Genomic DNA, 12,524 nt, shown 5'->3' with positions numbered 1-12,524 from the left:
CGGCCATGCGCGAGCCATTTGAAATCGGGGGCTTCAGCGTCCCGGCAGGTACGCGGGCTACGCTGGACCTGCCGGTGAGCGTGATGTCCGATCATACCCCGGTGAGCATGTCAGTGCATGTGGTTCATGGCCGCCGCCCAGGACCAGTCCTGTTTGTCAGCGCGGCAATTCATGGCGATGAGGTGATTGGTGTCGAAATCGCACGGCGGCTGCTACGGGCACCGCAGCTGGACAAGGTCGCAGGCACTTTGCTGGTTGTGCCCATCGTAAACGCGTTCGGCTTCATGACCCAATCGAGATACCTTCCGGACAGGCGCGATCTGAACCGGTCGTTTCCCGGTAGCGAGGGCGGATCATTGGCGGGCCGCCTCGCACATATCTTCATGACCGAAATTGTTGAGCGTTCCGATCTCGGTATCGATCTTCATTCTGCCGCGATCCACCGCACAAACCTGCCTCAAATTCGAGTTTCGCCAGCCTCGGATGTGACGATCAGATACGCCGATGCGTTCGGTGCACCGGTCGTCATGATTTCCAAGCTGCGCGACGGGTCACTGCGAAAGGCGGCCCAAGAGCGGGGCGTCGATGTGTTGCTGTTCGAAGGTGGTGAAGGGCTGCGTTTCGACGAACTCTCGGCACGTGCGGGTCTCGTTGGTATCCTTCGGGTTATGAACGCGATGGGCATGGTCGCCAAGCGCGGCATCGCTGCCGTACGTGAGGCGCCGGTTCACGCACGGACGAGTTCCTGGGTACGCGCACCCGCCGGTGGATTGCTAAGAACGTTCAAGGCAGCGGGCGAATATGTGAAGGTCGGCGACTTGCTTGGCCGGATCTCGGACCCGTTTGGTGAAATCAGAATGGATGTTCTTGGAGAGTCTGACGGCATCATTGTGGGCCGCACCAACTTGCCATTTGTGCATGAGGGCGACGCCTTGTTTCATATCGCCAAAACGACGAGCGCAGATGTTGAAATGCGGGTCGACATGATCGCCAATCAGCTCGATGGTGATCCAATGTTTGATGAAGATGAGATCATTTAGGTGGCCTGATTGTGAGAGCGCGGGGCAGTTGCCCGCCCCGCGCCATTTTACGAGATTGCACGTAATCCGCGGCTCGCCATTACCTCCCATACGGCGAGCGCGATCAGCGCCGATCCTGTTAGCCAAGCGTTGGCCGTTGCCACAATGTGGCCGGTGAAGTTCAGCGCCGCAGGTGCGGCGATCAGAGAAATCCCCAGTGCCGAAACCGGAGCCACCCGTGCGAGAAGGTGGCTCCGGCCGTCAGCGCCGGACATGACCAGGACACTAATGCCAATGGCCATGAAGGCGAGCGCTTCAAGTTCAGCCATGCCCTGTAAAAGAGCTTCCTCACGGAACAGGACAAATGGGGAAAGAACCAACCAGATACCCATCGCGGCAAGCAGCCATTTCTGGGGCGGGATGGGCTTCCTCATAGCCGTGACGACTTTTGCTTACTGATCCCCTGCGGGACCAGGGAGAAGTTCTGCATCAACAGCGGCAGTCAATTCGTCGTCATTGACGAAACCATCGGCGTTTGCGTCGATCTCCAGGAAAAGATCTTCCGAGACTTCAGGGTACTTCGTCTGAAGCTCCGCCAGCGATGCTAGGCCGTCACCGTCCATGTCAAGATCAGCAGGCATGGCGAATGCCGGAAGGGCAAACAGGGATGAGAGCAGAGCAACAGCAGAAACTCGACTCATTTTGTTCTCCATCAGAAAATGGGTGTTCAGCCCATAGTGGGGTTGGTGTAGCGCTTGGGTGTCGGTGGCATTTCTACGGGTTTCAGGTTGCAACAGTTCCTCAGATCGAGATCTCCACTACAAAATGAGAAATTTTGATTGGCGTTCCGATCTGGTGGGGCACTTTCGCGCTACGTGGGGAATATGGCACAATCACTTCATGCTGAATATCGAATTTTTTTCGTGGATAGTATCGGAAAATCGAATAGGAAGTTTTAGGTGCAAAGGGCTGTCCAAACTAGCCTCGATACGGTGGCCAAGCTCCACCTGCGATCCAAGAAGTGCGAGCGGGTTTCGGCAATCTAGAATCCGTTCTGATGACGATTGGGCGGCACCCTTCTATGAATTGCTTAGGGTTGGCTGCTTTCGCAGACACGAATACACCTTTGCGCGCGCCAAATCCGGCAGATCAAAAGCTCCAGCCAAGCGGTCACTCGAAATAGCGCACCAAACAATGATTAAGTTCTTCAGCCTTCAAGTTCTGGAGCTAGTCAGCGAATAATCCGTTTCGGAACAGTTAAGATGGTTTGGCCTAAATGACCGCTCTGACGAAATTACTGCGACCGAAAAATACACATGGTGCAATCATTCGGGTTCAATCTGGTGATACTGTGCCGGGTTTTGGATAGCGCTGGTGCAACATGCGTTGACCGGGTTTTGGACGATACCGGCACTTGCAACATTACCTGAGTACCTTGGAGTCACTGCGATACCGGTGGGATGGGATTTGGATGCCCTTGCCTCCGCAACCTCGATCTATGCAGCAATCATCGGATTGAAAGCCATCGGCCTACTAGCCGTGAAAGCGCACATGATGAAAGAAGACTTCATGAAGTCCGATTCTTCGAAAGAAGGTGCCTGAACTTCCGAAGAGTATGACTGCAGTATGCAGGCAAAGTGAGTGTCCGCAAACGACCCAACCTTCAAACTCTTGTCGGTCTGTTAGTGACAGGTTTGTTGCGCATCTCGGAAGCTGCAAAGCTTGGTGGTGAAGGCCCGCTACGGGCTGTTTGTTCTGGTCGCTTGGTTCAATCGGCGAAAAAGGCCTCTGGGAAGCGACCTAATAATTACACCTCAGTAGCCTCCGCGATGGCGAGTGCTTCTTCTATACCCACGCCTAAATAGCGAACTGTACTATCCATCTTGGAGTGTCCATTTAGCAGCTGTATTGCCCGCAAATTGCCAGTTTGCCGCGGAAAATCCAAGATCATTGAGACGCGTTTTCCGGAACTCCCAATTTTCGCAAATCGTCTAACCAACGGTTGTGGAACTCTTTGTCGGTGAACGGAGCAGCTCCCGCTTCTTCAATATCGTAGTCGGGATTGTCTACTAGAAACTCGCCCATCATGGTGCGGGCCTCGTCATCCCGCCCCAACCGCAGCAAGATCGGAGCAAGAGTACGCCTGAGGCGATCCGGGACCCCGTTCATCTTCTCGATCGAAGCGAGCGCTCCTTCGTAGTCCTCCGCGAAGTACTGAGCCCAACCCAGATTCCACAGATACCAATCTGGATGATGAGGATTGAGGCGTATTGCAGCCTTCATCCGATCAACGGCTTCATCTGCCCTTCCGCTGTAGATCAAAGGATCAATAGAGTCGGCAAGTACCTGAGCAGAGTTCGGGTTTAGGGATATCGCCTTCTCATAAAGTGATGCGGCCTTCTCAAGATCGCCACTTTGCACTGTAACATTCGCCAAAACCTGATGAGCTTTGAAATTGAACGGCTCCAGTTTTATCGCTTTTCTGGCCATTTCAAACGCGAGCGCCAAAGATTCTTCACGCGATGTGATTTCAGTCCACCCCCAACGGTAGCCGAAGTTATGGGCCCAAGCGAGTTCGATGTATGCACTTGCGAAATTCGGATCCAGTTCGATTGCCTTCTTGCTCAGCTCCATCGCAAGAATGTTGCCTTCTTTCGTGAAGGTGAATGATTGTTCCTGCGCGCGCTTAAAAAGTTCGTATGCATTCAGGTTGTCAGTTGGTTGGTGTTCCAACCGGTCATACTCCGCCAGATCGATGTTCTCGTTGAGAGTCAGGGCGATGGTTCGCGTAACATCGTCTTGTACAGCAAAAATGTCCTCAAGACTGCGGTCGTAGCTTTCTGCCCAAAGATGTTTGCCGTTTGTTGCGTCAGTCAATTGCGCTGTGACACGCAACTTGTCGCCGGAAATTTGAACACTGCCCTCGACAATGTAGCGAACGCCCAGCTCTTCGGCCACCTGTTGTACCTTTACCGGTTGATCCTTGTAGGTAAACGTCGAATTGCGCGAGATTACGAAGAAGTCGACAAATCGGGAGAGCGCAGTGATGATGTTTTCGCTGAAGCTGTCGCTGAGGTAATCATGTTCCGGATCGCTGTTCAAATTGTCGAACGCCAGTACGGCGATAGACGGTTTGCCAGCTAGTGGGACGCCGGTTGGACCGGTCGTGTCGGATGATTGGTTCGAAGCAATCCAAGTTTGCCACAAGACCATCCCCCCGACCGCAACTGCAACCGCGACCAGAACAGCTACTAACCATGAGCGACGTGTCGGCGTCTCGGGTCGGGGTATAGTGGAAACGAGTGCCTTTGCTTTGTCATCAAGCAACAGGCTGAAAACACGTATAGGTTCTTCGATGTTTTTGACCTCATGCAACCCAAGGTCTTCAATGTTGAGGTCCAGTTTGTCCTTTACCTGATCAAATACGCTTGCCGCCATATAGATGCCATCAGGCACAGCCAGACCTTCCAGTCGCGAAGCAACGTTTACACCATCCCCGTAAATGTCATCGTATTCCACGACGACGTCGCCAACGTTGATTCCAATTCGGTAGTGTATCTGGTTGTTTTCCAGAACGTCCTTATTTTTCAGTTCGACGTAATGTTGAAACTCTATCGCGCATTGTACTGCTTCAACGGCGCTGGCAAATTCGATTAGCAGACCATCGCCCATCAATTTGACGATGCGCCCGTTTCGGGCTGCTACGATAGGTTCTATCAGATCTTCGCGATGTGCCTTTATGGACGCCAGAGTACCTGCTTCATTTTCCCGAATGAGGCGGCTGTAGCCCACAACGTCGGCAGCAATTATTGCCGTGAGGCGTCGTTCCAATACCTAACCTCCCTAGCTTAGCCAACAGGCTAGCCAAAAAGTCAAACCTAATCCAGATACGAGGTGAACCGCCACATCTCGTCAACGAAAGAAACCAATTTAATATTGGTCGAGAGCGGTAGCTTTGGTGCGCTTTGCTGGAACCGCAAAGCACGGTTTTGACAGTCTGCTTGGGGCTGCGAACAGCCGGTAACACGATTTGCAGTGAACGTAGGGAGTGAGCCCAGAGCCGACGAAAAACGCATGTCAGCTACACTGGTAGAACCATGTGGTAGTGTGTACCAACCCCATGGTTTTTGTCGAGTTCTGGCACGCGAGTTTCCACGGCAATCCGCATTCCGATATTCTCGTAAAACTGAACGGCGTCATTATCCGCCGCAACGTCAAGGCAAATTCGTTTGCAACCGGCGTCCTGAGCCTTTGCCTTAGCAACATCAATCAGTCGCCGGCCGATTCCCATGCGTCGAGATTTTGAAGAAACAGCCAGATCGAACACGAAATAGGACCCGTCCAATCCGGGTGGAAATAGCTGTTCCATGAGGTCGAATGCGTGGTCAAGGTGATTTCGGAACTCGGGGCTTTCGTTCCGTCCTTGCCGCGCTCGGGTCTGGACAAAGTGCTCATCAAACTCATCAAGTGTATGGGAGACGAGGACCCCGAGAACTTCGTCACCCTGCATCGCAAGCGTGGTCTGCTTGTGGCAAACAATGCCTTCCATTTCCGACCAATCATATGCGAAGATTCGTTTCCAGCGCTCCTCGTTTCCAAAAAGGAACTGCATGAGGGGTGGGTCGACGGTCCAGATAAGATCAGCGACAGGACCGGGCGGATGACTGGCCTTTGCTGCGAGAATTGACAACTCCATAGCTAAGAGGACCTCTCGGTAGATCGTTATCCGTCCAAGCATGGTTCAAACGAGCGCGAGTTTCCAAGTGATTTTTTGTGTTGGTTAAACAAGCGGGCCTATGCGTCGTCGAACGGCAAGTTCGTCCGCTATCCAGAATAGCGAGTTTTCCTTGTGGCTGTCGGATTTGGCTGTGACCTGCCTCATCAAGCCTATACCTGACACTCCGATAGCGAGAAATTCTAGATCTTTTCACCGCAATAACTAACCGGCGGCCTCTGCAAAGACTTCGACCGGCTCCCTAATGCGCTTGTTCTTTTCCTCGCCCCGGCTTTCAGCTTCAAGCGCACCCTCAAATGCGGCCCAGGTTCGAAGAGAAATAAGAATCTCATTGTTATCCGCCATGTCGCAGAGACGAGCAGCTGTGTTGATCGATGTTCCGGAGGCAGTGTAGTCGAAACGACTTTCGGAGCCGACGATACCGACCGTGGCATAGCTGTAGGAGATCCCGGTACCAAATTCTCTGCTCTGTGACCCCAATGGAGGGTTCCACAGTCGAGACTGTTGACTCGTTGCGACAAGTTGTACATTCTCTATATCAATACATATGTGCTGAAATACAGAACAACAGTGGAGTGAAGAAAAATGCATGTCAAAGGTATAGTGGCAAGTATAGCTGTTGCCGCAGGGTTCGCTTTCCCAAGTTTGGCACTTGCGGAAAGCCCGACCATCAAAGCAATCCAAGAGCGTGGCAAAATGCTTTGCTCAGGTCACAACGGCTCATATTTTGGTTTTGTCGAAGTGAATGACAAAAATGAGTGGAAAGGCTTGGACATTGACCTTTGCCGAGCGATGACCACCGCCTTGCTGGGTGATCCGGACAAGGCACAGATTGTTCCGCTTAGCTGGGCGCAGCGTTTCCCGGCCCTGCAATCGGGCGATGTGGACATCATCATCAAGGCCACCGGCTGGACCATGGGCCGTGACACCGAACTGGGTCTGCAGTTCTCGATCCCCTACTTCTTTGGTGGCGCACAATTCATGGCGCATGGCGATCTGGGGATCACCGAAGCGAAAGAATTGGAAGGCGGCACAATCTGCGTTGAAGCCGGAACCACCATCGAGCGCATCGCTGCTAACTACCTTGAGAGCCTTGGCGTAGAGCACACGATGGTGAGCTACGAAAAAGCATCGGAACTACGCGCGGCTTATCTGGCCAACAGATGCGATAGCTTCGTCGCCTGGGGTCCGTTCCTGGCCGTCCTGCGCGCCACCGAGATTGAAAATCCAGATGCGCACGTGATCTTAAACGATCAACTTTCGAATGAACCGATCTCAGCCGCGATGCGTCAGGGCGACGAGGACTTTGTCGACTTTACCAACTGGATGCTGGCCGCTCTGCTGATCGCCGAAGAAGAAGGCATTACATCGGAGAATGTCGAAGAAATGGCAGCAAACCCGCCGAACCCGAAGATCGCTCGGCTGTTGGGTGCGGAGCCAGGCATGGGCGAGCGTCTGGGGATCCGTGATACATGGGCCAAAGAGATGATCGCAGTCGTAGGCAACTATGGCGAGATTTATCACCGCAACCTTGGTGACAACAGCCCATACAAGCTGGAACGCGGTCTGAATAACCTCTGGAGCCACGGCGGTGTTCTGTACGCCCCGCAGCTTGACTAAGAGCTAACTTAGACACGGGGGCCGCGTGACATTGCGGCCCCGCATTCTCCCCTAAAATCAGAAGATTAAAAGCCATGGACGCATCCGAACTGAAGGCGCGCGCCAACAGGCGCAAATTGATCATCCAAAGCGCACTGATCGTGTTTACTGTGCTAGTTGTGATTAGCGCCATCCAAAGTGCCAAGGTCAATCTGAATGCGCTGGGTCTGGCCAGCGGCTTTGGGTTCCTTGAACGGTCTACAGGCTGGTCTTACTCTTTCTCGCTGATCGACCGGGATATCAATGACAGCTATGCCCGGACCCTGACGATCGGGTTCCTGAACACTGTTTTCTTGGGCTTTCTGACGATTGTGCTTTCCACTGTCTTTGGGTTTCTCATCGGGACGTTCCGAGACGCGCGGAACCCGGCGCTGAAAACCGCTGCAACGGTCTATATCCAAACCTTCCGGAACATTCCGCTGATCCTGCAGGGCATCTTCTGGTACGCCGTTGTGATCCACCTGCCGGGACCAAGGCAGGCGATGAACCTGGGCGAAGCGATTTTCCTGTCCAATCGGGGGTTGATGATCCCGCTGCTGAACGTATCTCTGACCGTCGCTCTTGTCATGGTATTGGTTCTGATCGCTGCGGCATTCTTTCTGTCGCGGATGAAGATCAGCCTTGCCAAGATCCTGCTGGCGCTGATCGGCCTGGGCTTTTTCATGGTTCTGGTCGCAACCGGCTTGACAGTTCCGGCGGGTGAGGGGGCAATCTCCTGGCCTGCGCTCAAGGGTCTGCGGTTTGAGGGCGGCCTGACGATCTCACCAGAACTGCTGGTCATGATCATAGCCATCACGCTGTATGGTTCGGCCTACATCGCCGAGGTTGTACGCGGTGGCCTTGCCGAAGTGCCAAAGGGTCTGATCGAGGCTGGTGAGGCGCTGGGGCTGACCCAACGTGCGATCTGGGCGCGGATCAAGATGCCCATGGCGCTGCGGACGATCATTCCGCCGCTTGGCAACCAGTGGATTTTCATCATGAAAGCCACAACCATTGGTGTCGCCATCGGGTTCTCTGACCTGTTCTACATCGTCTCTACCTCAATCACGCAGTCCGGGCAGACACTGGAACTGATCGCCATTCTCATGGGCGCGTTCCTGCTGGTCAATTTCTCGATTGCTCAGTTCATCAACTGGCTGAACGAAAGCCTCAAACTGAAGGCGCATTGATATGGCTGACGCGGTACTTACCAATAAATTCGACTGGGAGAAATTCCGCCGCCGTTCGTTCGCCACGCCGACGGATTCCGTCATCACAGTTGTTGTCTTTGCGGGCCTCGCTTGGCTGGTCTGGCAAGCGCTCAGCTGGGGTGTCTTCCACGCGGTGTGGAGCGCAGACAATGTCGAGGAATGTGGCCATGGCGGAGCATGTTGGTCCGTTATCGACGCCCGGCATCGGCTGATCCTGTTTGGTCTTTATCCGTATGATGAACACTGGCGCTCAGCGTTAGCTTGTTTGTCGATTGTCGGCACGGTTATCATCTCGTGCTTTCCATGGACCTGGACAGCCAAGCGCCTGTCTACCATTTGGATAGTGGGTTTCGCCATCTACTACCTGCTGATGGAGGGCAGTCTGCTGGGCTTGCCGAAGGTTACCACGGATCAGTGGGGCGGTCTGGCGCTGACATTGTTCCTGTTCTCAAGCGTAGTTCTAATCGGGATGCCGATGGGGCTTGGTCTTGCGTTGATGCGTCGGTCAGAGATGCCCGTCGTGCGCGGCTTTGCCTCGCTGGTGATCGATATGATCCGGTCTTTGCCGCTGCTGACAACGCTGTTCACCGCCGCCGTTGTGATCCCGATCCTACTGCCAAGTTGGCTGGAAGGAGATAAGATCTGGCGCGTGATCATAGCGTTTGGTTTGTTTTTTGCTTGTTATCAGGCTGAGGTTTTACGCGGCGGGTTTCAGGCTATCCCAAAAGGCCAGTTCGAGGCTGGCAAAGCGCTGGGTTTGACCTACTGGCAGATCCTGGCACGCATCGTTCTGCCACAGGTGTTCCGTCATGCCTTGCCCGCGACGGTCAACAACGTTGTCGTGACCTTCAAGGAAACCGCGATCGTGATCATCATCGGGTTCTTTGATGTGCTCGCCTCTGCCAATGCGGCCTTCGGGACGGGCGAATGGGCCCCATATTACATCGAAGTGCTGGCCTTTGTGGCGGCGATCTACTGGGTCTTTCTGTTCGGCCTTGGTCAGTATGGAGAATATCTAAAGCGCCGCATGAAAGTTGCAGAGCGGTAACCTCCCCGTCTTCCATAACCGTAACTGCACCAGAAGCCGCTCATCTGATTTCAGATGGGCGGCTCATTTGTGAACTCTTGTTTAGGCGGGATATTGGTCAAAGCTTGTTGATAGGGGTTCTAAGCATCATGTTCCCTTGGTCGTCTTCGGGAATCTCACCAGCGCGCATGTTTACTTGCAGCGATGGAAGAATGAGTTTTGGAACGGCCAGTTGCGCGTCGCGTTCCGTGCGGAATTTGATGAATTCCTCGCGTGATTTCCCACCGCCAACATGGATGTTCTTGGCCTTCTGCTCACCAATGGTGGTTTCCCACGCAATCGCGCGCCCTCCAGGGCCATAGTCGTGGCAGATAAAAAGCCTCACCTCGTCGGGGAGTGAAAGAACCCGCTGAATGGAATCGTAAAGCTGCCCTGCATCGCCGCCCGGGAAGTCGGCGCGTGCGGATCCGCCGTCCGGCATGAACAACGTGTCTCCAACAAAAACGGCGTCACCGATGACATGGACCATGCAGGCCGGTGTGTGACCGGGTGTGTGAAGCGCAAAGCAGGACAGGCTGCCCAGTTGATATGCTTCGCCGTCGCCAAAGAGGGCATCAAACTGCGAGCCATCCCGCTGAAACTCCGTCCCTTCGTTAAAGATTTTTCCGAACGTATCCTGAACCGTCTGGACATGTTCGCCGATGCCAATTTTACCACCCAACTCCCGCTGAAGGTAAGGCGCCGCTGACAGGTGGTCGGCATGAACATGTGTTTCGATGATCCACTCAAGCGTAAGATTTTTTTTGCGGACATATGCGATGATTTGGTCACCGCTTTCAAATGTCAGACGGCCCGCTGCAAGGTCGAACTCCATCACAGGGTCGACAATCGCGCAGGACGTCGAGTTTGGGTCGCGCACCACGTAGGTGATTGTGTTCGATCCCGGATCAAAGAAACCGGTGACGTCTGGCTTTTGTGTCAGGTTGACCGATGGGATCGACATGGGACACCTCTTTGTTAGTCGAGCGTAACTGTCCCGTTTGGGCTTTCCAGAACAAATGAAAGCGCAGTGGGACCTTCGCAAATCTCAGCCAGATGCGAGATCCCCAGTTTTTCAAACACGTCCTTTATGCGTGCAGCATCCGGTGTTTGAACCTGAACTTTCGACAGCGTCACCCCAAGGTTCTGCTGACCTGTGGAAGGGTGCGGACCCGGAGACCATTCGATGAAAGCCGGCAGCAGACCGCCTTCGGGCAGGTGGCCGTCTTTCGGCACGGTCAGACGCCAGGTCCGATCACCACGCTGAAAATTGACAACTTCGCCCAGGTCAACCGGGCTTGCGGCGATGACGGCATCCAGATCATCGGTGTTCACCACCCAGCAGAGCGCCCGCGGGCGGGCGCTCAGGCGGTCTTGCGTGCGGGGATCATCCAGAGTGAACCACCGTACCCGGCCCGGATCCGCCGCCTCGGGGTCGATTGCGATCAGTTCAAAGAAGCTCTCGTTACCCGCCTGCATAACGCAATTATGCGTGCTCATAGCATCGTGTTTTGATCCTTGAGGCAACTCGACACCCAGCGCGTCTTTCATGGCCGCAACGCCTTGGGCCAGAGTGTCGGCGCCGATGGCAAAATGGTCGATCTTGTTGAGCATTCTCAAATCCTTACTGATCAAGCAGGGGGATGGCGTTGGCGACGTCTGCTTTTAGGCTATCAAGGTCCTCCAACCCGATATTGAAACGGACAAGCTGGCCGGTTTCTGACCACTCGGTCGCTGTGCGTACAGGCGTGACCGGCAGGGCGAGGCTTTCATATCCGCCCCAGCTGACCCCTATTCCGAAATGGTGCAGCGCGTCGACAAAGCGATGCGCGGCGCTTTCACTTGTGGTGTGGAAGACGACGCCAAATAGCCCGGCAGCGCCGGTAAAATCCCGCGCCCAGTTCTCATGTCCTGGACAGGAAGGCAGCGCCGGATGCAGAACGGTTTTGACCTGAGGTTGGTCCAAAAACCAATTTGCCATCTCGCGACCAGCTCTATCGAAATACTCCATCCGCAGCTTCAGTGTTCTAAGTCCACGCAGGGCTAGCAGGATTTCCTGACCACCGGTTTTATCGCCGATCTGCATGACCGCCTTGCGAATGATCTTAGCGTAAGCAGCGTTGCTGGCGGTTATCCCCAGCATGCAGTCTGAGTGGCCTGAAATGTATTTGCTTCCCGAGTAGACAACGATATCAACGCCCCAGGACAGCGGTTGGCTAAAGATGGGCGTTCCCCACGTGTTGTCGAGGACGGTCGGCACATTTGCCGCTTTCGCTGCTTCCGCGGTAGCCCGGATATCAGGCATCTCGAAAGTTCCCGACCCCGGGCTTTCAAGCATGATCGCCGCTGTTTCTTCACGTATCAGATCGCTGATCGCGCCACTAATCAGCGGATCGAAATACTCAATCTGCACCCCTTGTTGAGTGAGCAACCCATCGCAAAAGGCACGCGTGTTACCATAGACGTTGTCCGCGACCAATAGATGGCTGCCGGGTCGGGTTAGCGCCATCAAGGTGGTCGTGATGGCGGCCACACCGGAAGATGTCAGCGTGATCGAGTCGGCCCCTTCGAGCTTGGCGAGTATCAGCTCCAACTTACGGGTCGCAGCGTTGCCATAGCGGCCATAGTAGAGTGTGCCGCTTTCGTACCGCGCGTCGCGCGCGGCCTCGAATTCCGAAAACGTATCAAATACCATCGTCGAGCCCAGCTCGATCGGCATATTAACGTGCCGCCCTTCTGCACGATCAGGCCGCCCATCCTGCACAAGGCAGTCTGATATATTAAATGGTGTGTCCTGCAATTTTATGCCCTCTGTGTTGATCGGCATGATGACAGTCCAGTTAAATTGTGTCAAT

13 protein-coding genes and 1 pseudogene are annotated in these 12,524 nt (G+C 54.3%); 5 read left to right on the top strand and 9 right to left on the bottom strand.

The window, feature by feature from the left end; genetic code table 11:
* Positions 1 to 5: 5 nt before the first annotated feature.
* Positions 6 to 1,040, top strand: a complete 1,035-nt coding sequence (locus ACR1XY_RS04860) for a succinylglutamate desuccinylase/aspartoacylase family protein (RefSeq protein ID WP_480590417.1) — start codon at positions 6 to 8, stop codon at positions 1,038 to 1,040.
* Between the two features lie 47 nt (positions 1,041 to 1,087).
* Here ACR1XY_RS04860 and ACR1XY_RS04855 read toward each other — a convergent pair whose 3' ends face one another.
* Both ACR1XY_RS04855 and ACR1XY_RS04850 read right to left on the bottom strand, forming a co-directional pair.
* Positions 1,088 to 1,453 (bottom strand): SPW repeat domain-containing protein, encoded by a 366-nt coding sequence (locus ACR1XY_RS04855; RefSeq protein WP_480590414.1) that lies wholly within the window; start codon positions 1,451 to 1,453, stop codon positions 1,088 to 1,090.
* Between the two features lie 18 nt (positions 1,454 to 1,471).
* A complete protein-coding gene (locus tag ACR1XY_RS04850) occupies positions 1,472 to 1,813 on the bottom strand; it encodes an EF-hand domain-containing protein (protein WP_480590412.1) in 342 nt (113 codons plus the stop codon).
* Positions 1,814 to 2,393: 580 nt separating this feature from the next.
* On the opposite strand from ACR1XY_RS04850, the gene ACR1XY_RS04845 reads away from it, so the two are divergent.
* Positions 2,394 to 2,621 carry a hypothetical protein gene (locus ACR1XY_RS04845; RefSeq protein WP_480590409.1) on the top strand — a complete coding sequence of 76 codons (228 nt, stop codon included), beginning with the start codon at positions 2,394 to 2,396 and terminating at the stop codon, positions 2,619 to 2,621.
* 205 nt (positions 2,622 to 2,826) lie between these two features.
* Here ACR1XY_RS04845 and ACR1XY_RS04840 read toward each other — a convergent pair.
* From ACR1XY_RS04840 to ACR1XY_RS04825, 4 genes and pseudogenes are all read right to left on the bottom strand, one after another.
* Positions 2,827 to 2,949: pseudogene (locus ACR1XY_RS04840) on the bottom strand (integrase); the annotation flags it as partial.
* Positions 2,950 to 2,966: 17 nt separating this feature from the next.
* Positions 2,967 to 4,850: an adenylate/guanylate cyclase domain-containing protein gene (locus ACR1XY_RS04835; RefSeq protein ID WP_480590407.1), complete on the bottom strand. Its 1,884-nt coding sequence runs from the start codon at positions 4,848 to 4,850 to the stop codon at positions 2,967 to 2,969.
* A gap of 250 nt (positions 4,851 to 5,100) precedes the next feature.
* The gene (locus ACR1XY_RS04830) at positions 5,101 to 5,715 is read right to left on the bottom strand and encodes a GNAT family N-acetyltransferase (protein WP_480590404.1); all 615 of its coding nucleotides are present in this window, start codon (positions 5,713 to 5,715) and stop codon (positions 5,101 to 5,103) included.
* Positions 5,716 to 5,958: 243 nt separating this feature from the next.
* Entirely contained in the window at positions 5,959 to 6,234 is a 276-nt protein-coding gene (locus ACR1XY_RS04825) for an adenylate/guanylate cyclase domain-containing protein (RefSeq protein ID WP_480590401.1), read from the bottom strand.
* A gap of 105 nt (positions 6,235 to 6,339) precedes the next feature.
* Here ACR1XY_RS04825 and ACR1XY_RS04820 point away from each other — a divergent pair, with 105 nt between their 5' ends.
* The 3 genes from ACR1XY_RS04820 to ACR1XY_RS04810 all read left to right on the top strand — a co-directional run bounded on the left by ACR1XY_RS04820 (position 6,340) and on the right by ACR1XY_RS04810 (position 9,651).
* Positions 6,340 to 7,374 carry an amino acid ABC transporter substrate-binding protein gene (locus ACR1XY_RS04820; RefSeq protein ID WP_480590398.1) on the top strand — a complete coding sequence of 345 codons (1,035 nt, stop codon included), beginning with the start codon at positions 6,340 to 6,342 and terminating at the stop codon, positions 7,372 to 7,374.
* 74 nt (positions 7,375 to 7,448) lie between these two features.
* The gene (locus ACR1XY_RS04815) at positions 7,449 to 8,582 is read left to right on the top strand and encodes an ABC transporter permease subunit (RefSeq protein WP_480590396.1); all 1,134 of its coding nucleotides are present in this window, start codon (positions 7,449 to 7,451) and stop codon (positions 8,580 to 8,582) included.
* Between the two features lies 1 nt (position 8,583).
* Positions 8,584 to 9,651 (top strand): amino acid ABC transporter permease, encoded by a 1,068-nt coding sequence (locus tag ACR1XY_RS04810; protein WP_480590394.1) that lies wholly within the window; start codon positions 8,584 to 8,586, stop codon positions 9,649 to 9,651.
* A gap of 97 nt (positions 9,652 to 9,748) precedes the next feature.
* Here ACR1XY_RS04810 and ACR1XY_RS04805 read toward each other — a convergent pair whose 3' ends face one another.
* Genes ACR1XY_RS04805 through metC form a run of 3 tightly spaced genes read right to left on the bottom strand, consistent with a single transcriptional unit; the run spans position 9,749 to position 12,496 of the window.
* Positions 9,749 to 10,633, bottom strand: a complete 885-nt coding sequence (locus tag ACR1XY_RS04805; protein WP_480590392.1) for an MBL fold metallo-hydrolase — start codon at positions 10,631 to 10,633, stop codon at positions 9,749 to 9,751.
* Between the two features lie 14 nt (positions 10,634 to 10,647).
* Positions 10,648 to 11,283 (bottom strand): VOC family protein, encoded by a 636-nt coding sequence (locus tag ACR1XY_RS04800; protein ID WP_480590389.1) that lies wholly within the window; start codon positions 11,281 to 11,283, stop codon positions 10,648 to 10,650.
* A gap of 10 nt (positions 11,284 to 11,293) precedes the next feature.
* The gene (gene metC / locus ACR1XY_RS04795) at positions 11,294 to 12,496 is read right to left on the bottom strand and encodes a cystathionine beta-lyase (protein WP_480590387.1); all 1,203 of its coding nucleotides are present in this window, start codon (positions 12,494 to 12,496) and stop codon (positions 11,294 to 11,296) included.
* Positions 12,497 to 12,524 lie beyond the last annotated feature (28 nt).

The organism is Ruegeria sp. AD11(2025), assembly GCF_056542405.1.
This window is presented reverse-complemented; position numbering and strand designations above follow the sequence as displayed.

Coding starts and splice junctions, on each gene's coding strand:
- ACR1XY_RS04830 (WP_480590404.1), bottom strand. CDS start 5,715: ATGGAGTTGTCAATTCTCGCAGCAAAGGCCAGTCATCCGCCCGGTCCT.
- ACR1XY_RS04860 (WP_480590417.1), top strand. CDS start 6: ATGCGCGAGCCATTTGAAATCGGGGGCTTCAGCGTCCCGGCAGGTACG.
- ACR1XY_RS04855 (WP_480590414.1), bottom strand. CDS start 1,453: ATGAGGAAGCCCATCCCGCCCCAGAAATGGCTGCTTGCCGCGATGGGT.
- ACR1XY_RS04820 (WP_480590398.1), top strand. CDS start 6,340: ATGCATGTCAAAGGTATAGTGGCAAGTATAGCTGTTGCCGCAGGGTTC.
- ACR1XY_RS04800 (WP_480590389.1), bottom strand. CDS start 11,283: ATGCTCAACAAGATCGACCATTTTGCCATCGGCGCCGACACTCTGGCC.
- metC (WP_480590387.1), bottom strand. CDS start 12,496: ATGCCGATCAACACAGAGGGCATAAAATTGCAGGACACACCATTTAAT.
- ACR1XY_RS04810 (WP_480590394.1), top strand. CDS start 8,584: ATGGCTGACGCGGTACTTACCAATAAATTCGACTGGGAGAAATTCCGC.
- ACR1XY_RS04805 (WP_480590392.1), bottom strand. CDS start 10,633: ATGTCGATCCCATCGGTCAACCTGACACAAAAGCCAGACGTCACCGGT.
- ACR1XY_RS04815 (WP_480590396.1), top strand. CDS start 7,449: ATGGACGCATCCGAACTGAAGGCGCGCGCCAACAGGCGCAAATTGATC.